The sequence below is a fragment of the Aurantiacibacter zhengii genome (genome assembly GCF_003584125.1).
Taxonomy (GTDB): Bacteria; Pseudomonadota; Alphaproteobacteria; order Sphingomonadales; family Sphingomonadaceae; genus Alteraurantiacibacter; species Alteraurantiacibacter zhengii.
Map to the genome: position 1 here is coordinate 629653 of NZ_QXFL01000002.1, position 21660 is coordinate 651312.

The following is a 21660-nucleotide window of genomic DNA, read 5'->3' on the forward strand; positions in this document are numbered from 1 at the left end:
TGATGGAGTACACAGTTGCAAATATCGTCCGCGAGCGTTTTAGGACGGATCCGGACCGATTGGCGATCAGTTCGGAGGACAGGGATATTGACTGGACAGGCATGTACTTGGCTGCACGTCGGGTTGCCAGCGCGCTCACCAACTCCGGGATAAACCCGCAGGATCGCGTTTCCTTTATCGATCGCAATTGCATCGAATATTTCGAGTTCATTTTCGGCTGCGCGCTTGCCAATGTGATCCCCGTACCCATAAACTGGCGGCTCACTCCGACCGAAATCAAAGAAACCCTGCTGGACGCCAACTCAAAACTGCTGATCGCTGGGGAAGAGTTCTGGCCAGCGATTGAATCCATAGAGGGTAGCATTTCCGAGCAGTTGCAAGTGATCGCTATTGGCGAGCATGATCGCTGGTCAGATTACACCGAGTGGTGCGGGACGGGCGACCCTGCCGACCCGATGCTGCCCGTTAAACCCGGCGATATAGCGATACATTTCTACTCCAGCGGAACGACTGGAAAACCGAAAGGCATTTTGTGGAGTGCTGCCAATGCGGAATATCTGCTTCGCGATACTAGCAGGCATTATGGCATCCTTCGCGATGACGTAAGCTTGCTGATAATGCCGCTTTATCATAGCGGCGGAACAGGCTGGGCGCTTTGCGGCATGATTAATGGTTGCCTCTCTGTTTGTCTGCGGCAGTTTTCAGCACGGCCAGTGCTTGAACTGATTGCGGACAGGGGCATTACGGTCGCCATGTTCGTCCCTGCAATGCTGGCACAATTGTGTGCGCAGACAGACGCAGAAAGCTTCACAGGCTCAATGCGGCAAGTAAATTATACTGGCTCCCCCATATCGGAACATGATCTGGTCGCGTCGATGAAGGTCTTTGATGCAGAATTCATCCAGAATTACGGGTTGGCTGAAACAACTGGCGGCTTTGCTCAACTTGATGCTTGCGACCATGATCCTGGAGGTCCGCGGGCCTATCTGTTACGCTCTGTCGGTAAGGCCTATCCGGGCATAGAACTTAAGGTTGTTGATCCATTGACCGGAAAGGATTGCGGACCCAACGAGTTTGGGGAGCTATGGACGCGGTCCGGACAAAACATGCCGGGATATTATAACTTGCCTGAATTAACCGCAGCAACGATCACCCCAGATGGCTGGCTGAAAACCGGCGATGGCGGGCACATTGACGAAGATGGATATATCTTCCTTACCGACCGGCTGAAAGATGTCATTATTTCCGGCGGTGAGAACATCTATCCCACCGAAGTCGAAAGCCTGATCACCTCGCACCCCGCGGTGGCCGAGGTGGCGGTGATCGGTGTGCCAAGTGATCGCTGGGGCGAAACCGTTACAGCCATCATCGTTTTGCATAGTGGTGCCCACATTACAGAAGGCGATGTAATCAGCTTTTGCAAAGCAGATTTAGCGAGCTTCAAATGTCCCAAATCGGTCAAGTTCACCGATGCCCTGCCGCGCAATCCGACCGGCAAATTACTCAAGGCCGAATTGCGCAATATGTATCAGGAAATACCAACCAGCCCGGCTTAATGAGCGCGCAAGCATGCCAATTGCGACAAGCAACACTTAACCGGAGAATCCAGTATGAGTAATGATGGTGCAATCACTGTCAAAAAAGACGGTGCCATCACAACGATTACTTACGATCGGCAGGAGAAGCTCAACGCGCTCACAGCCAAAATGTCGCGCGAGCTATTGGCAGCCATTGCGGACCTGGATGGCGACGATACCGCATCGGTCGGCATCCTTACAGGTGCCGGTCGCGCCTTTTCAGTTGGGGGCGATCTGGCTTTGGAGGAGACATTTACTGCACACACTTTCCGGCTAGAACTGGAAATGTTCGCCGAAACCGTGATGGCGATTCTTTCGTGCAGCAAGCCTATCATCTGCAAGATGAACGGTCATGCGGTCGGCTGGGGAGCAACCATGGCGCTATTTTGCGATATCATTATCGCCAGCAACAAGGCCAAAATCGGTGACCCCCACGTTAATGTCGGTCTATCCACCGGCGACGGAGCTTCGGTGATCTGGCCGCAATTGGCTGGCTATCCCAGAGCCAAGCAGTATTTGTTGACCGGCGAGCTGATGGGGGCTGTGAAGGCGGAGCGATGGGGTCTCGTCAATGAAGTTTGCCGGCCTGAACAGCTTGATGATCGCGTGCTTGAGATTGCGCAGCTGATTGCTGAAAAGCCGCGCCTTTCTGTCGCCATGACCAAGGCGTCTGTGAATATTGCCCTCAAGCAGGCAGTACGATCAGCAATGGACAGTTACATCACTTATGAATGCACCACTCAGCAGCACCCCGATCACTTAATCGCCGTGCGCAGATTTATGAACACGCGCAAGAGCCGGTAGTTGCTGCGAATAAGGCGTGAGCGGGAGATACAAGGATGAACACCAGAACGCGGCAGACTATTTTCACCGAGGAACACGGTTCAGGCAGCGAGATATTATTACTAATCCATGGTCTCGGTACCAATGGAGCGACCTGGGATCCTGTGGTGAAAATCGCGCGTCGCGAATGGGCTGGCAAGATTGTTGTGCCGGACCTGCGCGGTCATGGCCGATCCGGCCATTTTGATACCTATTCCTACGGCGCAATGGCAGCCGACCTTGGTGCCGTAGTGCAAAATGCCAGCAGCGTCAGCATAATTGGCCATTCGCTTGGTGGGGCGCTTGGCGCAATGTTGGCAAGCGGTTGGTTCGGCCCGCAAATCGCCCGTGTATTGGCGCTTTCTGTAAAGGTTTCTTGGGCGCCCGAAGAAATCGCTATGGCGCACGAAATTGCCAAGGGCAGTTCGCGGGTTATGGCGACCCGCGAAGAAGCCATAGAGCGCTATTTCAAGATGTCAGGCCTATTAGGGCACGCTGCGCAAATGCAAAGATCGGGTGAAATCGGCGTTAAAGAATACAATGGCGGCTTCCGATTAGCCGCCGATCAAGCCATCTTTGGCAGCGCTGCTATGGGTGTGCCGGAGATATTGAAGCTGCCTCGTTGTCCGGTGGTGCTTGCAACTGGCGAAAATGATCCGCTGGCACCGCCGGCTGATTTTTCAGCATCGGGCATTAACGTGCACACAATTTCCGGCGCAGGCCATCAGACACCTATCGAAGCTGCCAGCGAGACCTGGGCGATATTTTCGGGCATCACGGTTTGAAACTAAGGCGGGCCTGCAAATGACGGAGCAGGTTCCTCCAGCTGCCGACCTTGTTGTCGTTGGCTCTGGCGCGGCCGGTTTAACCGCAGCAATCACTGCAGCATCGCACGGGGCAACAGTTGTTGTGCTGGAAAAATCACGATGGATCGGTGGCACAAGTGCAATTTCCGGCGGCGGGGTTTGGATTCCCGGAAGTGAAGTTAAGGGCAGCACCAATGGAGAGAGCGCCCAGAATGCCCGACAAGATCAGACTGCTCTGGCCTATTTGCAATCAGTGATCGGGCCCGATTGCGACACTCGCGCGATAGAGGAATTTCTCGATCAGGGCCCGAAAGCCATCCGCTTTCTTCAAGAGCATACCGCACTGAAGTTTGCTGCCAGAGAGTTTTCTCCAGACTATTACTCCGAACTGGCCGATGCCACCGATACCAGCAGGGCGATTGACAGTGTCGAACTGGATGGCCGATCCTTGGGTTGTGACCTTGCTTTACTGCGTCCACCTGGCCTCGAAGCAACGATTTTGGGCGGGATGGCCGTGTCAGGGACAGATATCGCTCGGTTAAGAGCATTGTCTCGCTCTGCTTCTGCTTTCGTGCATTCAGCCAAGTTGGTGCTTCGTTTCGCGTTTCAGCGCCTTTTGCATGGGCGGGATACAAGGCTCGTTCTGGGGCAGGCGCTGATTGGCCGAATGCTGAAATCAGCGCGGGCTCTAAACGTTTCTATTATCACCGATGCTGACGTTGTCGATCTGGACACAACCGAAGGGGTCATCTGCGGTGTGACAGCGCTGATTGGTGGCGAGGCATATCGCATCCGTGCCCGGCGCGGCGTAGTGCTTGCTGCGGGTGGTTTTGCAATGGATCAAAAAACGCTTAGTAAATGGCTCCCCGATATAGCTTTGCGCCATGCTGTGGGAGCTACCGAGAACACCGGCGATGGCCTGAAAATGGGATTGGCAGCAGGGGGCACGCAAGATTTTTCGACGGATCGCGAAACCGCCTATGGCGTGCCTGTCTCACATTGGCAGTCCAGAGAGGGTACTGTAATTACATTCCCGCATTTCGTAACAGACCGTGCGAAACCGGGGGTCATTGCCGTAAGTCCTGCTGGCACGCGCTTCGTGAACGAGGCCGATTCCTACCACGAATTCGTCCGCGCAATGTTGGGAGCGACGCGCGGCCCAATGTCCCATGCCTACCTGATCTGTGACCGAAAAGCCATGAACCATTATGGCCTTGGCCTTGCTCGTCCCTGGCCATTTCCCCGTCGCCACCTGTTGCGCGATGGTTATATTCTCATGGCGAATACGATAGAGGAATTGGCTATGAGGATAAACGTCGATCCGGTGGCGCTCAAACATACAATTGAGCGATACAATAGCCACGCCAAAAAGGGAGAAGATAAGGATTTTGGGAAAGGAAGGAGCAGCTACAACCGTTCTGTCGGAGATCCAGATGTACGCCCAAATCCGTGCATCGCCCCTCTGCAAGTATCACCATTCTTTGCCTTAAAGCTCTATCCAGGCAATCTTGGGACTAGCCGAGGATTAAAGACAGATCTCTCCGCATGCGTTCTAGATTCTTACGGCGAGCCTATCGAAGGGCTCTATGCTGCCGGAAATGATGCCGATGCCATTTTTCGCGGAAATTACCCTGGGCCAGGGACTTCGCTCGGCCTTGCAATCACGGGCGGATACATCGCCGGCCTGCATGCATCCGGTCGCGCCGGCACCTGAGGTAATAGTCGATTGTCCCTGACAATGGGGACGCTCGCTCGCCCGCAGGTATTGTATCTGGGCGGAATGCTGACGTAATTGCGACCAGTCAGTTCCAAGATAATAGTGCTTACAGGAGAATGCCATGAATTCCGTCAACCCCGCTATCACTCCGGAAGGCGCCCTTCCTGATAACGTACCTCAGGACAGGGTCTTTGATATCGACCTGTTTAAACTCGACCAGGTTGAAGACGGCTATCAAGAAGCAATGATGAAGCTGCAAAAACCCGAAATACCTAGCATCATATGGACACCTCGCAACGGCGGTCACTGGATCGTAACGCGCGCGCAAGCGGTGCAAGAGGTGTTGCAAAACCCCGATCCTTTCAGCTCCCAAGTGATCGTACTGCCCAAAGAAGCTGGCGAGAAATATGACTTCATTCCGACGCGACTCGATCCGCCAGAACACAAGGCCTATCGCAAGGTCATCAACAACGTCCTCGATCCTCGGCAGATGCGTAATATTGAAGATTCAGTGCGGCAGACATCGATCGACCTGATCGAGGCTTTCGCGGCGAAGGGGAAATGCGACTTTACCACTGAATATGCCGAACAATTCCCTGTTCGAGTTTTCATGGCGATGGTCGATCTGCCGCTTAGCGATGCGCCGATCCTGATGGAATTTGCAGGGCAGATTCTGCGTCCGGCAGGAACCACTCCAGCAGAAATGGCCGTATCTCTCGAGAGAGCGATCAAGGGTTTTTATGACTACCTTGATCCGATCCTGAACGAGCGGCGAGGTAAAGATGGCGATGATATGATTTCCAGGATCATCAATAGCGAAATCAACGGCGAGCCGATGATCCATAGCGAAGCATTGAACATCATCGCCAATTTGCTGCTTGCTGGCCTCGACACGGTTGTCAGCTTTCTCAGCTTCGTGATGATCTTCCTTGGCCGCAACCCGGACCATGTGAAGCAGCTTCGTGACGATCCCAGCATGATTCCACGTGCTGCCGAAGAATTGCTGCGGCGGTTCCCGATTGTGGCGGATGCTCGCATGGTTGCTCGTGATACCGAATATGAAGGCGTAACTCTCAAAAAGGGCGACATGATCCAAGTGCCAACAGTCTATAGTGGGCTGGATGAATCGCTTAATGATGATCCGTGGACTGTGGACTTCCATCGCCGCCGACCGCTCCACAATACATTTGGAGACGGGCCGCATCGCTGCGCCGGTATGCATCTGGCGCGGATGGAAATCGCGATCACCCTGAAGGAATGGATTGCGCGTATCCCCGAATTTCGGCTCGGCTCCAATGCAAAGCCCGAATACGCTTCCGGGATGGTGGCAACCGTTAAATGTGTTCCGCTTGAGTGGGACGTCTGAAGGCGTCTTTCTCAAACTTTGCTGATTGTCGTGCGATCTCGGTTTGCAGTTAAGCTGGCAAGCCGGGATCGCATTCTAAGGGCACCTACGGGGAGCCAACAGGAGTGTGCGAATGATTACGATTCAAGTTTTGACGCGCGACGGTGCGGATGTTTCAGTTCAGGGTGAGGAAGGTACATCACTTATGGAAGCCCTGCGTGATGGCGGCATCGACGAATTGCTCGCCCAATGCGGGGGGCAATGTTCGTGCGCGACGTGCCATGTCGTTGTCGATCCAGCTTTTGCCAGCAATCTTCCATCTATGTCTGATGACGAAGACGACCTGCTGGACAGCTCAGACCACCGTCAGCCAACGTCTCGTCTCTCCTGCCAGATCCCCGTCACCCCGGAACTCAATGGAATTCGCGTGGCGGTTGCGGCCGAGGGATAATCACAGGGGAAGGTGGGATGACTCGATCGATGTCGATCAACCAATCAGACGAAAAACTGATTCTTCATTATGTGCGCACGTCTAATGGGCAAAAAATTGCTATCCTGCTTGAAGAAGCCGGCATCGACTACGAAACGGTAGAGTATGACATTTTTGCTGGCGATCACCTCATCCCGGCCTTCCGTGAGATAAACCCCAATCAGCGGCTACCGGCTCTTGTTGATCCTGCACCGGTCGGTGGTGGTGGTCAGGCACTTGTCCTCGCGGAAACCGGCGCAATGCTGCTCTACCTTTCCGAGAAATCCGGCAAATTTCTGTCGCCAGACATCTATCGAAAGATGGAAGCCGTGCAATGGCTAGCATGGCAAATCTCTGGCCTTGGCCCAATGTTGGGTCAAGCCTATCATTTTGCCCGATACGCACCTGGCGGCCAGAAGTATGCGGTCGATCGCTATGCACGCGAAGCACGCCGTTTGCTGTCGGTGATGGAAGCCCGGCTAGCGGATCGGAAATATCTAGCGGTCGAGTATTCCATCGCGGATATGGCCTGTTGGCCCTGGCTACAGAATGTCGCAAATATTGGAATTGACCGCGCTGAGTATCCGCAGGTGCAGCAATGGTTCGAAACAATCAGGTCACGCCCAGCCGTGCAGCATGTGCTAAATGCAGATGAGCTGGCTGTACCGTCTGGTTACACACAGAAGCGAATGCAATTGACACCAAATCAGTGGTCAAACCTATTTGGCCGCACCATCGCCACTTGATATACGGGGTTTGTGCTCAAACACCTGAGGATAGCGGCCCATAAATAACAGAAGCACCGCGCCCAGTGTATAAAGCATCGCGGCTGCAAAGAAGGCAATGTCGTAGCTGCCGAAATGGTCATGAGCGGCCGCGAATGCAAAAGGTGCAAAGCCAGCCGCCAGCGCCATTGCGGCATAGGTCACTGCAAAAATGGTCGCATAGTGACGTAACCCGAAATAGCGCGCAGTGAGAAACGAGAGAAAGTCCAATTCTGCACCAGTCGCAACGCCGATCAGGATGACGGCCAGAGTGACAAGTGCATAGCTGTAATCACCTGGCAAGATGACACAGGCCAAAACTGGCAGCATCGTTACAAAAGCGGCAACCCCGGGTGCCCAAAGCCGATCAATGACAAGCCCGACAACCAGTCGGCCAAGAATGATCGATACGCCCAGGACGCTCTGTAGGTTTGCAGATTGTTGCGCCGACAATCCACGGTCGGAAAGCGACGGAATGAGGTTCGTAATGATCCCCGCTTGCGCAAGGTAGATACAGGTGATCGCCGCGAACAGGAGCCAGAAGCGATATCCCTTAAGCGCCTGCTTGACTGTAAAGCCCGTCAGCGATGAAGGCACTTCGGGCGATGATGGTCCAACACCTTGCACGTTGGATTTGTTAATTGGCATCCGGAAAAATGCGAGCGCAAGGGGAAGCGCCAAAGCGACAGGTACTGTTGCCAAACCAACAAGGCTGGCAGTCACACCGTAATTGCCGATTAACCATGTTGTGAGCTGCGGGGCAAGAATTGCGCAAAGCCCTGTCCCGGTTAAAGCAATACCCAGCGCAAGCCCCAGCTGACGGTCAAAACTCAAAGTAATTCCGCGCGTCCAACTAACCGGATTTGAACCGCTGCCGAGGGTCGCCATGAGGATAAAAGCCAAGTAGAAAATTGGCAACGATCCAGCTGCGGATGCTGCCAGAAGAAAGGAAACGCTTACGCCTGTAAGGCCAAAAAGCGCGACCACTCTCGCTCCCCAGCGATCAACTGCGCGCCCCACCAGCGGCGACGCCAGCGCCCCTGCACCGATGCTTAGCAGAATTGCGGTCTGGACGTCGGCCCTGCTCCATCCATAAGCTTCGGTCAGTGGTTTAGTGAGCGCGCCGATAGCATAAAATGGAAGCGCCATGGCACTGCAGCCGATTCCCACTGATGCTGCGAGCAGGAGTGGGGCATTCTTTGCAACTTCATTCTCACGGACTTTCATCATGCGCGACCACGCCAACCTCTCATTCTGCAGCTATGGGCGCGACCAAGCGCTCCATGTGTAGTCTGCTGAGATCGCGGAGACTTCAAACTCATCAAAGAACACTTCTTGCGTGGCGCCGGCTACGGATGAGGGCCAACAGTGCTTCTCCTACATCTTCGCCCTTCTCGTCGGCATCCTTCTTTGCGTCGCACCAGGCTTTGAGATCAACTTCGGCCTTATCACGGTGATTGTTCCAATGGGGGTCTAGCGGGGTCGTGATTTCCAACCGAATGTCATTCGGATCTTGAAAATAAATACTGTATATCAATCCGCTGTGATCGGTAGGTCCGACAAAGGGGATATCATTTTCCGTGAGCCATTTCGCCCAACGATCAACTTCGTCGCGGTCCTCTGCCTGCAAAGCGATATGGTCAAAAATATCATAGGCTGGATGCGAAACCTCAGATCGGGCGGGCAAACCCGGAGCTTCAAAAAATGCCAAAGTCGAACCGTCGCGCATTCTAAAAAAGATATGGAAGTAGGCAAAGGCGTCACCGGTGGAGGGTATCTGATCATCGAACACCGTGCTGACCAAGTCCATACCCATGATCTCGGTATAAAAGTTGGCAGTCGCCTCAACATTGTGGGTAACCCAGGCTGCATGATTGAGCATCTGAGGAGTTAATTTGGGCGGTGTCGGCATGATAGCTCCCGAATGGAATAAATGGTTGTTGCAGTCTTGCGCACTACCCCCTTTGCTTAAGGTGCGTTGTCCCCGATCAACGGGACTCTGTGAATTTTTGCTCTGCCACCTGAAAACTGGACCATTCGCGAATAGAGTTTTCCGCCGTAGACATCCTTGGCTGGACGAGGAGTTACGGCATGAAGGCATTGAAGTTCACGGACGCGCAGAAGGCGTTTGTCATCAAGCAGGGTGAAGAAGGGACGCCGGTGGCGGAGATATGCCGCAAGGCGGGGATCAGCCAGGCTACCTACTTCAACTGGAAAAAGAAGTACGCGGGGTTGATGCCATCGGAGATGCGGCGGCTGCGTGATCTGGAAGACGAGAACGGTCGGCTGAAGAAGATCGTGGCGGACCTGACGCTTGATCGCGAGATGTTGCAGGATGTTATCAAACGAAAGCTCTGAGGCCGGATCGGAAGCGCGAGATTATCGACGCGGTACGGCAGGACTGGCAGGTGACGATCCGCAGGGCGTGCGCAGCACTGCACTTCGATCGATCCACCTACCACTACCAGTCCCGCCGTACCGATCCGGCCTTTCTGAAGAAGCGCATCAAGGAGATCTGCGAGACGCATGTCCGCTATGGCTATCGGCGGGTCTATTACATCCTTCGCCGCGATGGCTGGGTTGTGAACATGAAGAAGGTTTACCGGCTTTACAGGGAGTTGGGCCTGCAGCTGCGCAACAAAACACCCAAGCGGCGAGTGAAGGCGAAGCTGCGGGAAGATCGTGCGCCGGCGATCAGGCCGAACGATGTCTGGGCGATGGACTTTGTGCACGACCAGCTGGCGACTGGGCGCAAGCTGCGCATCCTGACGGTGGTCGACACGTTCTCGCGGCTATCGCCGGTGATCGATCCCCGGTTCAGCTATCGTGGCGAGAACGTGGTTGCCACGCTCGAACAGGCATGCAGGAAGATCGGCTATCCGAAGGTGATCAGGGTGGACAACGGTAGCGAGTTTATCTCTCGGGACATGGATCTGTGGGCTTACCAGCGGGGTGTCACGCTGGACTTCTCCCGCCCTGGCAAGCCCACAGACAATGCGTTTATCGAGGCGTTCAACAGCAAGCTGCGCAGCGAATGCCTGAACGCGCACTGGTTCCTGTCGCTGCAAGATGCTTGCGAAAAGCTGGAGGCCTGGCGTAGACACTACAACGAAGAACGACCGCACAGCGCGATCGGGAATATCCCCCCGATCATGCTGGCAAACTCAGCCGGTGAAACCAGCCCGCCGGATCTGGGAAAGGCGGAAAACTCCAGACCCAAGTGGTCCGAGGTTGGGTAGCAGTGCAGAAAGGCGGAAAACTCTAGACCCAAGTGGTCCGACGTTGGGTAGCAGTGCATTTTGCTTTCAAAGCAGATCACAGCCTGAGGGCACTTTAGGTGGCATGTACCCTTGCCGGTTGTCACGGCCTATGGGGACAGCCTCTAGAGCTGACACCGCTAGCTCTCAAAGGATCAGAGACCGCAAGAGCCCGGTCGACTGCACCTTATTGTGAGAAAAGTCGAAAGTTCGGAGAGAACGCATGCGCAAGGATGAGAACTACGATTTTGTCAGCGTCGGCTCCGGCGCTGGAGGTCTTGCCGCAGCCATTGTCGCTGCTCAAAATGGTGCCAAAGCTCTAGTGGTAGAAAAAGACACCAAGGTCGGAGGCGTGACGGCGCTGACAGGTGGACAGATATGGATCGCGCCAAACCCATACCAACATGATCGACAGGTCAAAGACAGCTTCGAGGATGCGCTTGCATATATAGATTTCCTTGCTGCAGGAATGGGCAATGAAGAAAATCGAAAGGCCTATGTCACACGCGGCGGCGAAGCTTTGTTATATCTTCGCGATCTTGGACTGCAGCTTTGCCCCATCCCCGACTACGCCGATTATTACTATCCCGAAGCACCCGGCTCCAAAGCCTATGGGCGATACCTTGAACCTATGCCGTTCCCGGCATCACAGCTGGGCGACTGGCAGGACCGCATAGTCGTGGGGCAAGGTGCCATGACCACCCAGCATGGCGGAGCAAGCCTCACAAATGCCGAACTCGCCGGTGCCGCATCCGATCCGGAGGCACTGCAAACCAAAAAGGCCGCGCGTTTGGCCAGCAACGAACGGTGCATGGGATCGGGCCTAATCGCAAATCTTGTCGACATGGCGCTTCGTACATCGGTGGATATTAGAACGGATTCGCCAGCTATACGCTTGCTCGGCGATACGCGTATCGAGGGACTCGTGGTTGATCATGAGGGTCAGGAACGCACGATCAAGACCAGCAATGTGCTGCTCGCAACGGGCGCCTATGACTGGTCACCGGAACTGGTCGAGACGCACGAATTTGTGAAAAACATGTTCAGCCTGACCCCGCCAACCATTACCGGCGATCATTTCCGGCTCGCAGCGCAATTTCGTGCCATGACCGCCACGACTTTGCCGCAGGGATGTTCACGCCATGTCGGAATCAATATCCCAGGCGAGGAATGGGGCGGCAAACCGTTCTACCGCATGATGATCATGGGGTTGCCGCACTGCATAATGGTCAACAAGCAGGGCCGCCGGTTTGGCGATGAATCCTTCTTCCACACCTACAGCAGCAATGCCTATGAATTTGACGGTCACCGTCAGACCTTCCCCAACTGGCCCGCATGGCTCTTGTTCGATCAGAATTATAAGGACAAATATCCAATCGGCCCGATCGCGCCAGGCGATCCACTGCCCGAAGGAATGGGCGTTATCGCCGATAGTATAGAGGAACTTGCGCAGGCAACCGGTATCGATATTGCGGGGCTTTGCGAGACAGTTGCCCGCTTCAACAAAAATGCCGACAAAGGAGTGGATCCTGAGTTTAATCGAGGGACCAAATTGTGGAGCCATAGCTGGGGCGACATCCGCCAGCTTAACCCCAACCTTGGCGCCCTCGACAAGGCTCCATATTACGCCATTTCGCTGGAAAGGGTCGGCACTGGCCTCGCATCGGCCGGCCTCAAGACAGATGCAACTGGCGCGGTGATCGGGATGAATGGCGATCGTGTTCCAGGCCTCTATGCGGTGGGCAATTCAGCGGCCCGCACCGAGATGGGCTGCGGCTACAATAGCGGGATGGCAATCGGCCGAAGCCTCGTTTTCGGCTATATTGCGGCGATGGCCGCCAGCTCGCTCAATTGAGCGAACAGTCCGTTATGCCTCACTCGCAAAAGGTTCTATTTTGTTGGAGTACCCATATGCGAATTGCCTGTCCCTATAAGACGGGACATTTTTTGGGCCGCAGCGTTCTAAAATGAGCTACCACATTGATGGCGGGCTGGCGGGAGGATTCCGAAGCTGCTGAACCATGAGTATCTTCAGACGCAACTCCTTTGCGAGATGCTGGACTTTCGCAATCAATGAATTGCGATGGAAAGCGAGAATGGACGAATAGGATGCCGATGACCCAATTGACTGAACGACCAGCTCACGTGCCAGAAGACCGAATAGTGGATTTTGACGTCTACAACCCGGAAGGAGTGGAAGAAGGTTTCCACGAGATATTCCAGAAACTGCATGACGATGCCGGTCATGATCTGGTCTGGACGCCCAGAAACGAAGGGCACTGGATCGCGCTGGGCGGCGAACTCATGCTCGACATCTGGCCTGACCATCGCAAGTTTTCAAGCCGCATCATAGTTGTTCCTAAATCTGTTGGCGAACAGCACCAGATGTTGCCTTCCACACTTGACCCTCCGCATCACCGCGATTTCCGCAATCTGCTGAATACGACGCTGTCACCAAGCGCTATCAAGAACAAAGAAGATGATATCCGGCGAATGGCTGGAGACCTGATCGACAAGTTCGTAGAGGCAGGCAGATGCAATTTCACAACCGAATATGCCGAACTCTTGCCCATCGCGGTTTTTCTTGGGATCGTTAATTTACCGCAGAGCGACGCCAAGCTGCTCAAGAAACTGGCCGATGATATCGTCCATCCTAACGGTACAGTCGACTATCCTGATGCAAAGCAGGGATTCTTCGATTATCTCGAACCGCACCTTGAGGAGCGGCGCAATGGCAATGCCGACGATATGTTGAGCGTCTTCGTTCACGGTAAAGTCGATGGCCGCCCGCTGACCAAGGAAGAATGTCTTATCCTCAGCATGCAGGCGCTGATGGCCGGGCTGGATACAGTTGTGAACATGCTGGGCTTCACATTCGAATTTCTGGCAAGAAGCCCCGATCATGTGCTTAAGCTACGCGAGTCTCCGGAATTCATTCCCGGCGCTGTGAACGAATTGATTCGCCGCTTTGGAGTGGTGAACGTCGCCCGTGAAGTTCGCATGGATCTGGAATGTGACGGAACCGAGCTGAAACAAGGGGATGTAGTTATGATGATCAGTTCGCTTGTCGGTACCGATGAGAAATTGAATAAATGCCCTTTCGATGTCGATTTCGATCGGGCTGGATCCAAACATACCACTTTTGGCAAAGGCGTACACTTCTGCCCCGGCACACATCTCGCGGTAACCGAATTGCGCATCACGATCGAAGAATGGCTCAAGCGCATTCCCGAATTCAGCTTGGCGCCAAATGCGCGCCTCACGTATCGCAGCGGTATCGTTGGTACATTGGATCGGCTACCGTTGATCTGGAAAAAGTGAGATAAACCGCAAAGTTCTATTAGCGGTCCCGCTTTAGATCTAGCTCTATATTTCGGTTAGAGCGCGCTTCCATACAGCTTGCCACTGTCCTTACTGTACTTACATTGCCAGGCGGCGAACTGCTAATTTACCGATGTAGCTAGCCTTCCTCACAGCACTTCCCTAAATGCCGGCGTCACTTTATAGAGTTCGGACTCATTAGGGCCACTACGTGACGGTGGTTGCGGTGGCGATCGTGCCCATGCAGGTCTTGATGTTGCGGTCGAAGTGCTTGGCAACCCGCCGCCAGGCTCTGAAGCGGAAAAATATGCTGTCGACGACCAAGCGTTGGCGGCAGATCTGCCAGTCGTGCTCGATCTGGATCTTGCGGTTGGCCTTCGACGGGATAACTGGCCTTGCCTCTCGCTCGATCAGCCTGGAGCGCAGAGCGTTGCCATCTTAGTCCTTGAAAGCGAACAGGTTTTCCGCTGGCAGAGTGGCATTAATTGCCAGAATAGCGACTTTGGCATCGTGCGGTTTGCAGGGTGTCGGGAGGATGAGGTGAGACCGCCCTTTTCGTCGCAGACTGCGTGGAGCTTGGTGTTCCTCACGACTTTGGAGATGCCGATATCTTGTGCCAAGCCCCACTTTTGCGCCTCCAGCAGTACGGTCGACCTTGATGCAGGAGCTATCGATGGACAGGCTGGCAGGCACCCCCTTTGACCCCAGCTAGGCTCGAAAATATGCGCTCCACCCAGCGCCGGAAACTGTTGTATGGTGCCTTCTTCGGCCCACAGATGTGCTCCGGGCAGTCGCTCCTGCGATCGCCGCTCTTCAGCACGTGAACAATCTCGGAAAGCACGCGTCGGTCATCCACGCTCGGCATCCCCCGCGTATCCTGCGGCAAGAATGGCTCGCTTCGAACCCATTGCTCATCCTAGAACTTGAAGAATTTTACCATCAAACATGCCTCCCTGCTGAAAGCCTTTGGTTCACATTCAAATGCCGCGGTAAAACCTGTTTATTGGTCCGGACTAGAATCAGCATCCTGTGATGCTAGGCTTCGTGGACAAAGCTTGACCTGAGACTCGTCCTTCGATTCAAGGCTACCTTTTGGAGGCGGCGTTGGGCGAGCGGATCGGGGTATCGGATAGCGAGTGGGAACTGATCGGGCCGCTGTTGCCACCGGAACGCGGACGTGGCTGCCGACCTGCGCAGGATAATCGACGCTACTTCGAAGGTATGATGTGGATCGCGCGCACGGGTGCGCAGTGGCGGCATCTGCCGGACGAGTATGGCAAGTGGAACAGCGTCTTTCGGCGCTATCGAAGATGGGTCTCGATCGGCGTGTTCGATGCCATGCTCGAGACGCTGGCCGAACTGGCGGGACGGGACACCGCCGCCGACATGATTGATAGCACGGTGGTTCGAGCACATCATTGTGCAGTCGGCATAAAAAGGGGACTCAGCAAACAGAGGCGCTCGGCCGATCGCGGGGAGGCTTCACCACCAAACTCCACGCCAGATGCGACGCCAGAGGCCTCCCACTCGGCTTCGTGCTGACGCCCGGCCAGGCGCACGACGTTCAAGGCTTTTCGCCGCTGTTCCGGATGATCAGCGATCGGATCGAAGCGTTCCTCGCCGATCGCGGCTATGATGCCGATGCCATCCGCGAAGAGATCGCCGCTGCCGGCGTCGAAGCGGTCATCCCTCCCAAGGCCAACCGCCGCACGCCCGCTCCGCACGACCGTGTAAAATACCGCTGGCGGAACCTGGTCGAGCAGCTCTTCAACAAACTGAAGAACTGGCGCCGGGTCGCCACCCGCTACGACAAAACCAAAGAGTCCTACCTCGGCTTTGTCGCACTCGCATCAATCAAACTCTGGATACCCTTTGTCCACGAAGCCTAGAAGATTTGTTCACGATTGCGGCACTGATGGAGGGTTGCTCATCCCGTGCACTAAGGAAGACGGAGAACTATGCCAAAGCTAATCTCAATGTCGTATGGTCAGTTAAGCAATGCTAGGCTTTCTAATCAGGAAATACACGACTTTAGGGGAACTTGCGCGTTGGCGAGCTCATTCCTGCAAACCTTCGCCCGCGCCTCGACAAGCTTACGGCCTTCTACGTAATCCCTGGTGCTGTTTACGCAATCCAACGCCAACACCCGGCCATCCTTCAGGTAGATAACTGAAAATTTCCGCTCAGCCGGCTCACCGCGCAAGACGGTAGCATCGTGACCAATCGAAAGACCAACGGTTTGAAGGCGAAGGTCATACTGGTTCGACCAGAACCATGGCACTGCATCGTACGCACTGGATTGACCGCAAATGGATTTAGCTACGACAGTGGCCATGTCATTGGCGTTCTGGACGGATTCTAAACGGATCCGCGCACCATCGGCATATGCGTTCTTGTGTGCCGCACAGTCACCCACTGAATATATATCGGGTAGGGTTGTTTGACAAAACTGGTTCACATCAACCCCATTCTGTCCTTCGGCTCCGGCAGCGATTAACGGCTCCACAGATGGTAAGATGCCGATCCCCACGATAACCAAGTCCGCGAGGATATTCGCACCATCTGCCAACTGCACGCTGGTTACCGAGCCATCTTCGCCTTTGAACGATGAGACAGCAGTTTCAAGCCGCAAGTCTACACCCTGTCGGCGATGCTCTTCATGGAAAAACTGGCTCAGGTCTTCACCGGCAACGCGACAGAGAACGCGCGGCTGGGCTTCCAGAACAGTGACTTTGCAGTTCAGCTTGCGCAGGACCGCCGCCGCTTCGAGGCCGATATAGCCGCCGCCGATCACTACTACACGGCGCGCGCCGCCGTCGATTGCGGCCATGATGGCGTCAACATCAGCCCGAGTTCGAACGGAGTGTATGTTGGCAAGGTCTGCGCCAGGGCAGTTCATGAGGCGCGGATCACCACCGCCAGCCCATATCAGCTTGCCATATCTCAAAGAGCCGCGATTGCGAAGCTTCGCCACATGCGCGACTGGGTCAATGCCTACAACGTCGGCTTCCAGACGCAAATCAATGCCCTTATCCTCCCAAAATCTCGCAGGACGGATCATGATCCGTTCGAACGGCTTATCTCGTGCCAGATACTCCTTCGATAGCGGAGGTCGCTCATAAGGCAGTTCTCTATCACGGCTGAGCATAGTAACTTTGCCTTCGAAGCCATGCTGCCGTAGAGAAACTGCCACCTGCGCCCCAGCATGCCCGGTGCCGACGATTAGTACATCTGGCTGGTCGGCCCTTATCATTTCTCTTCTCCTTCTCAAGCGTTTCGATGAATTCCGACTCGACGTAGAATAGATCGCCGACTGGCCCGATACCGACGACCTGGAGGGCTGCGCGCGTCGGGAAAATTGTTGATCACCTCGATCATCAACCGCTGTACGGGTAAGAGGATCTTCATGGGGTTGGGCCTATTCAAGTTCGAGTATCACGGCGTCTACCAATAGCGTTTCGCCTTCCCCAAAGTTGACAGTGGCCACAGTACCGGATTTCGCTGCGCGCAGGATGTTTTCCATCTTCATCGCTTCGATGGTGGCGAGCGGTTGGCCAGCTTCGACAGCCTCGCCCTTACCCACGTGGAGCTTCACCAGCAGGCCGGGCATCGGACAAAGCAGCATCTTGGAGGTATCGGGCGGTACCTTCTCGATCATATATCCCGCGTGTTTGGCCAAGCGGACGGGAAGAACAAACACGTCGTAAGTGCGGCCGCGGGTGTTGATCGACCAACTGGGACGATGCCGCGTCACGGTAAGGCCCAGCGTAGGGCCTTCCGGCTGCGTTGCCCTGGCGGTGCGCTGGCCGGGGGCCCAGTCGCAGGTGATCTCCACCGTGTGCCCGTCGACCATGGCATGGCCATCACCCAGCGTGACCGTGTGGTCCGTGCCATCGACCCGCACGATCCATGCAGGGGTGACCGGCTGCGGGCCATCGAGCTGTCCGCTGATCTGCCGCTGGCGTGCCTGGTGGGTAAACTCGATGCCCGCAGCGATCGCCGCGATCACGCGCAGCCGTTCCTCGGTCGTAGCCGCGCCGTCGAAGCCGTCGGGATACTCCTCCGCAATAAAACCAGTGGTGAGTTCGCCTGAGCGGAAGCGCGGGTGCTGCATCAGCGCGGAGAGGAAATCGACGTTGTGGCCGAGGCCCTCCAATTCGACCGCATCGAGCGCCTTGATCTGAAGGTCAGCCGCCTCGTCGCGTGTCTCGCCCCAGGTCACCAGCTTGGCGATCATCGGGTCGTAGAAGATCGACACTTCGCCACCTTCTTGTACGCCCGAATCGAAGCGCACCCCGTCCACACCGCGCAGATCGCCCGTCCAGGGCTCGACCGGAGTGGAATAGCGCACCAGCCGTCCGGTGCTGGGCAGGAAGCCGCGATAGGGATCCTCGGCGTAGATGCGGTTCTCGATGGCCCAGCCGTCGATGCCGACGTCGTCCTGCGTCATCGGAAGCTTCTCGCCAGCAGCCACGCGGATCATCTGCTCGACAAGGTCGATGCCGGTGATCGCCTCTGTAACGGGATGCTCCACCTGCAGGCGGGTGTTCATTTCGAGGAAGTAGAAGCTCTCGCCAGTCGGGTCCGCCCCGCTGACGATCAGTTCCACCGTGCCCGCCGAATGGTAGCCCACGGCCTTGCTCAGTGCGACGGCCTGTTCGCCCATCTTGCGGCGCATTTCCGGTGTCACGAATGGCGACGGCGCTTCCTCAACCACTTTCTGGTGGCGGCGTTGGATGCTGCATTCACGTTCGTTGAGGTAGAGCACCGTGCCGTGCTTGTCGCCCAGCACCTGAATCTCGATGTGGCGGGGGTCCTCGATGAACTTCTCGATGAAAACGCGGTCGTCGCCGAAGGAGTTGAGACCCTCACGCTTGGTCGCCTCGAACCCGTCCTTCACATCCTGATCGTTCCAGGCGAGGCGCATCCCCTTGCCGCCGCCGCCCGCGCTGGCTTTCATCATCACCGGGTAGCCGATTTCGTTGGAGACCTTGAGCGCCTCCTCGGTGGTGTCGATGGCATCCTCGGAACCGGGCACGGTGTTGACGCCCGCTTCCTTGGCCAGCTTCTTGGACTCGATCTTGTCGCCCATCGCGGCAATCGCGCTGGCGGGCGGGCCGATGAAGGTGATGTTCTCCTTCTCCAGCGCCTCGACGAAGCTGGCGCGCTCGGACAGGAAGCCATAGCCCGGATGCACCGCTTCGGCCCCGGTCTGCTTGCAGGCAGCGATGATTTTGTCGGCGAGCAGGTAGCTCTCGCTTGCAGGCGGCGGGCCGATATGCACGGCTTCGTCCGCCATCTGCACGAACGGCGCACGCGCATCGGCATCGGAATAGACTGCGACGGTCTCGATACCCATGGCCTTCGCCGTCTTGATGACCCGGCACGCGATTTCGCCCCGGTTGGCGATGAGGATTTTCTTGAACATTATCGTGAAGCCTCCAGTTCCTCACCCGCTGGCGGCATGTTGTGTCCGAGCAGGCGCAGCAGGTCTGCGGCGGCTTCGACCACGTTGGTGCCGGGGCCGTAGATACCCTGCACGCCGGCCTTCTTCAAAAAGTCGTAGTCCTGCGGCGGGATCACGCCTCCTGCCACCACCTTGATATCGCCGCGATCCGCATCGCGTAGGTGACCGATCAGTTCGGGGATCAGTGTCTTGTGGCCTGCTGCCAGCGATGATGCGCCCACCGCGTCCACCTCATGCTCCAGCGCCATTGTCGCGGTTTCTTCCGGCGTCTGGAACAGCGGGCCGCTGATGACCTCGAACCCCATGTCGGCAAAGGCCGATGCGATCACGTTCGCGCCGCGATCATGACCGTCCTGGCCCATCTTGGCGACGAGGATACGGGGGTTGTGACCCAGGCGGCGGGCCACGGCCTCCACCCCTTCTGTCACCTGGGCGTAGCGCGCATTGCCTTCGTAGGCGCTGGCGTAGATGCCCTTCACCGGGGTCGGCACGGTATCGTAGCGGCCGAACGCTGCCTCCATCGCCATCGAGATCTCGCCCAGAGTAGCGTCCTGGCGTGCGGATTCCACGGCAAGGGCGAGCATGTTGCCATCACCCTTCGCGCCCTTCGTGATCGCATCGAGCGCGGCGCGGCAGGCTTCCTCGTCGCGCCCCCGCCGCACCGCCTCGATCCGCGCGATCTGGCTGGCGCGCACCTTGTGGTTGTCGATATCGAGCGTGTCGATATGCGCTTCCTCATCGAGGCGGTACTTGTTCACCCCCACGATCACCGTCTCGCCCCTGTCGACGCTCGCCTGCTTGCGCGCCGCGGCCTCCTCGATCCGCGCCTTGGGCATGCCACTGGCGACCGCTGCCGTCATGCCGCCAAGTTCGTCCACCTCGTTGATCAGCGCGCGGGCCTTTTCGACCAGCTCGTTGGTCAGGCTCTCGATGTAATAGCTGCCGCCCAGCGGATCGGCGACGTTCGTCACTCCGCTTTCCTCCTCGATCACCAGCTGCGTGTTACGCGCAATGCGGGCGGAGAAGTCGGTCGGCAGCGCCAGCGCCTCGTCCAGCGCATTGGTGTGCAGCGACTGCGTGCCCCCCAGCACCGCGGCCAGCGCTTCCAGCGTGGTGCGGATCACGTTGTTGTAGGGGTCCTGCTCCTGCAATGACACGCCCGAGGTCTGGCAGTGGGTGCGCAGCATCTTCGACTTGGGGTTCTTGGCCCCAAGCTCGTCCATCACGTCGTGCCACAGCACGCGGCCTGCGCGCATCTTGGCGATCTCCATGAAGAAGTTCATGCCGATGCCCCAGAAGAACGACAGCCGCGGTGCGAAGGCATCGATGTCGAGGCCCGTTGCCATCGCGCGCTTCACGTATTCCTTGCCGTCGGCAATGGTGAAGGCCAGCTCCTGCACCGCCGTCGCCCCGGCCTCGTGCATGTGATAGCCGCTGATCGAGATCGAGTTGAAGCGCGGCATGTGCTGGCTGGTGTAGGCGATGATGTCCGACACGATCCGCATCGAGGGTTCCGGCGGATAGATGTAGGTGTTGCGGACCATGAACTCCTTCAGGATGTCGTTTTGGATCGTGCCCGAGAGCTTCTCCTGCGCAACGCCCGAACGCTCTGCTGCAACGATGTAGAACGCCAGCACCGGGATCACCGCGCCGTTCATCGTCATGGAGACCGACATCTGATCGAGCGGGATCTGGTCGAACAGGATCTCCATGTCGCGCACCGTATCGATGGCAACGCCGGCCTTGCCCACGTCCCCCACCACGCGAGGATGATCGCTGTCATACCCGCGGTGCGTCGCCAGATCGAAGGCAACAGAAAGCCCCTTCTGCCCCGCCGCAAGGTTGCGGCGATAGAAGGCATTGCTCTCCTCCGCCGTCGAGAACCCCGCATACTGCCGGATCGTCCAGGCACGGCCTGTATACATGCTCGCATAAGGCCCGCGCGTGAACGGCGCGAACCCCGGAAAACCCGGATCCAGCCCCTCTGCATCCCCCGCCGCATACAGCGGCTGCACCGCAATCCCCTCGGGCGTGTGCCACGTCAGATCACGCCCCTTCACTTCCCTGTCAGCGCGCGAATGCCAGTCTTGTTTGGTGGGTTTTTCGGTCATGTCG

At 56.5% G+C, this 21660-nt stretch carries 15 protein-coding genes and 2 pseudogenes; 11 read left to right on the forward strand and 6 right to left on the reverse strand.

The genetic code is table 11. The annotated features are described in order from the left end of the window. Nucleotides 1–2 precede the first annotated feature (2 nt). The 7 genes from D2V07_RS06675 (at nucleotide 3) to D2V07_RS06705 (ending at nucleotide 7482) form a co-directional block, all read left to right on the forward strand. On the forward strand, nucleotides 3–1556 hold the full coding sequence (locus D2V07_RS06675) for an AMP-binding protein (protein ID WP_119585928.1): 1554 nt from the start codon (nucleotides 3–5) through the stop codon (nucleotides 1554–1556). Between the two features lie 54 nt (nucleotides 1557–1610). Next, nucleotides 1611–2381 carry an enoyl-CoA hydratase/isomerase family protein gene (locus tag D2V07_RS06680; protein ID WP_119585930.1) on the forward strand — a complete coding sequence of 257 codons (771 nt, stop codon included), beginning with the start codon at nucleotides 1611–1613 and terminating at the stop codon, nucleotides 2379–2381. A gap of 35 nt (nucleotides 2382–2416) precedes the next feature. Next, nucleotides 2417–3184, forward strand: a complete 768-nt coding sequence (locus tag D2V07_RS06685) for an alpha/beta fold hydrolase (protein WP_119585932.1) — start codon at nucleotides 2417–2419, stop codon at nucleotides 3182–3184. A gap of 19 nt (nucleotides 3185–3203) precedes the next feature. Continuing rightward, nucleotides 3204–4919 carry an FAD-dependent oxidoreductase gene (locus D2V07_RS06690; protein ID WP_158586780.1) on the forward strand — a complete coding sequence of 572 codons (1716 nt, stop codon included), beginning with the start codon at nucleotides 3204–3206 and terminating at the stop codon, nucleotides 4917–4919. A 124-nt stretch (nucleotides 4920–5043) separates the two neighbouring features. After that, nucleotides 5044–6288, forward strand: coding sequence for a cytochrome P450 (locus D2V07_RS06695; RefSeq protein ID WP_119585936.1), 1245 nt, complete (start codon nucleotides 5044–5046; stop codon nucleotides 6286–6288). A gap of 112 nt (nucleotides 6289–6400) precedes the next feature. Then, nucleotides 6401–6718: a 2Fe-2S iron-sulfur cluster-binding protein gene (locus D2V07_RS06700; RefSeq protein WP_119586145.1), complete on the forward strand. Its 318-nt coding sequence runs from the start codon at nucleotides 6401–6403 to the stop codon at nucleotides 6716–6718. 29 nt (nucleotides 6719–6747) lie between these two features. Beyond that, complete coding sequence (locus D2V07_RS06705; protein ID WP_119586147.1) at nucleotides 6748–7482, forward strand: glutathione S-transferase N-terminal domain-containing protein; 735 nt, start codon at nucleotides 6748–6750, stop codon at nucleotides 7480–7482. Here D2V07_RS06705 and D2V07_RS06710 read toward each other — a convergent pair. Both D2V07_RS06710 and D2V07_RS06715 read right to left on the reverse strand, forming a co-directional pair. Next, nucleotides 7456–8730 carry an MFS transporter gene (locus D2V07_RS06710; RefSeq protein WP_119585938.1) on the reverse strand — a complete coding sequence of 425 codons (1275 nt, stop codon included), beginning with the start codon at nucleotides 8728–8730 and terminating at the stop codon, nucleotides 7456–7458. The two genes, D2V07_RS06705 and D2V07_RS06710, sit on opposite strands and share 27 nt — an antisense overlap. Before the next feature lie 91 nt (nucleotides 8731–8821). Then, nucleotides 8822–9412 (reverse strand): VOC family protein, encoded by a 591-nt coding sequence (locus D2V07_RS06715; protein WP_199698737.1) that lies wholly within the window; start codon nucleotides 9410–9412, stop codon nucleotides 8822–8824. Between the two features lie 179 nt (nucleotides 9413–9591). Between D2V07_RS06715 and D2V07_RS06720 the strand changes: the two genes are divergently transcribed. The 3 genes from D2V07_RS06720 to D2V07_RS06730 all read left to right on the forward strand — a co-directional run bounded on the left by D2V07_RS06720 (nucleotide 9592) and on the right by D2V07_RS06730 (nucleotide 14078). Continuing rightward, a protein-coding gene (locus tag D2V07_RS06720) for an IS3 family transposase (RefSeq protein ID WP_456061942.1) occupies nucleotides 9592–10739 on the forward strand; the annotation gives its coding sequence in 2 pieces (ribosomal slippage) (nucleotides 9592–9847 and nucleotides 9847–10739; 1149 coding nt in all). Between the two features lie 241 nt (nucleotides 10740–10980). Beyond that, complete coding sequence (locus D2V07_RS06725; protein ID WP_119585944.1) at nucleotides 10981–12612, forward strand: FAD-dependent oxidoreductase; 1632 nt, start codon at nucleotides 10981–10983, stop codon at nucleotides 12610–12612. 260 nt (nucleotides 12613–12872) lie between these two features. Continuing rightward, nucleotides 12873–14078, forward strand: coding sequence for a cytochrome P450 (locus D2V07_RS06730; RefSeq protein ID WP_158586781.1), 1206 nt, complete (start codon nucleotides 12873–12875; stop codon nucleotides 14076–14078). A gap of 667 nt (nucleotides 14079–14745) precedes the next feature. Here the strand turns inward: D2V07_RS06730 and D2V07_RS19110 are convergent. Then, nucleotides 14746–14982: pseudogene (locus D2V07_RS19110) on the reverse strand (transposase); the annotation flags it as partial. A 254-nt stretch (nucleotides 14983–15236) separates the two neighbouring features. Here D2V07_RS19110 and D2V07_RS06740 point away from each other — a divergent pair. Further along, nucleotides 15237–15967 (forward strand): annotated as a pseudogene (locus tag D2V07_RS06740) (IS5 family transposase). Between the two features lie 125 nt (nucleotides 15968–16092). On the opposite strand, the gene D2V07_RS06745 reads toward D2V07_RS06740, so the two are convergent. The 3 genes from D2V07_RS06745 to scpA all read right to left on the reverse strand — a co-directional run bounded on the left by D2V07_RS06745 (nucleotide 16093) and on the right by scpA (nucleotide 21656). After that, nucleotides 16093–17331: an NAD(P)/FAD-dependent oxidoreductase gene (locus D2V07_RS06745; RefSeq protein ID WP_119585952.1), complete on the reverse strand. Its 1239-nt coding sequence runs from the start codon at nucleotides 17329–17331 to the stop codon at nucleotides 16093–16095. 165 nt (nucleotides 17332–17496) lie between these two features. Continuing rightward, the gene (locus D2V07_RS06750; RefSeq protein WP_119585954.1) at nucleotides 17497–19506 is read right to left on the reverse strand and encodes an acetyl-CoA carboxylase biotin carboxylase subunit; all 2010 of its coding nucleotides are present in this window, start codon (nucleotides 19504–19506) and stop codon (nucleotides 17497–17499) included. Next, nucleotides 19506–21656 (reverse strand): methylmalonyl-CoA mutase, encoded by a 2151-nt coding sequence (scpA, locus tag D2V07_RS06755; RefSeq protein ID WP_119586149.1) that lies wholly within the window; start codon nucleotides 21654–21656, stop codon nucleotides 19506–19508. The genes D2V07_RS06750 and scpA overlap by 1 nt, the downstream gene beginning before the upstream one ends. Nucleotides 21657–21660 lie beyond the last annotated feature (4 nt).

Excerpts from the sequence above, each read along its gene's own strand:
- D2V07_RS06675 (WP_119585928.1), top strand. The coding sequence starts at position 3 with ATGGAGTACACAGTTGCAAATATCGTCCGCGAGCGTTTTAGGACGGAT.
- D2V07_RS06680 (WP_119585930.1), top strand. The coding sequence starts at position 1,611 with ATGAGTAATGATGGTGCAATCACTGTCAAAAAAGACGGTGCCATCACA.
- D2V07_RS06685 (WP_119585932.1), top strand. The coding sequence starts at position 2,417 with ATGAACACCAGAACGCGGCAGACTATTTTCACCGAGGAACACGGTTCA.
- D2V07_RS06690 (WP_158586780.1), top strand. The coding sequence starts at position 3,204 with ATGACGGAGCAGGTTCCTCCAGCTGCCGACCTTGTTGTCGTTGGCTCT.
- D2V07_RS06695 (WP_119585936.1), top strand. The coding sequence starts at position 5,044 with ATGAATTCCGTCAACCCCGCTATCACTCCGGAAGGCGCCCTTCCTGAT.
- D2V07_RS06700 (WP_119586145.1), top strand. The coding sequence starts at position 6,401 with ATGATTACGATTCAAGTTTTGACGCGCGACGGTGCGGATGTTTCAGTT.
- D2V07_RS06705 (WP_119586147.1), top strand. The coding sequence starts at position 6,748 with ATGTCGATCAACCAATCAGACGAAAAACTGATTCTTCATTATGTGCGC.
- D2V07_RS06710 (WP_119585938.1), bottom strand. The coding sequence starts at position 8,730 with ATGATGAAAGTCCGTGAGAATGAAGTTGCAAAGAATGCCCCACTCCTG.
- D2V07_RS06715 (WP_199698737.1), bottom strand. The coding sequence starts at position 9,412 with ATGCCGACACCGCCCAAATTAACTCCTCAGATGCTCAATCATGCAGCC.
- D2V07_RS06725 (WP_119585944.1), top strand. The coding sequence starts at position 10,981 with ATGCGCAAGGATGAGAACTACGATTTTGTCAGCGTCGGCTCCGGCGCT.
- D2V07_RS06730 (WP_158586781.1), top strand. The coding sequence starts at position 12,873 with ATGACCCAATTGACTGAACGACCAGCTCACGTGCCAGAAGACCGAATA.
- D2V07_RS06745 (WP_119585952.1), bottom strand. The coding sequence starts at position 17,331 with ATGATAAGGGCCGACCAGCCAGATGTACTAATCGTCGGCACCGGGCAT.
- D2V07_RS06750 (WP_119585954.1), bottom strand. The coding sequence starts at position 19,506 with ATGTTCAAGAAAATCCTCATCGCCAACCGGGGCGAAATCGCGTGCCGG.
- scpA (WP_119586149.1), bottom strand. The coding sequence starts at position 21,656 with ATGACCGAAAAACCCACCAAACAAGACTGGCATTCGCGCGCTGACAGG.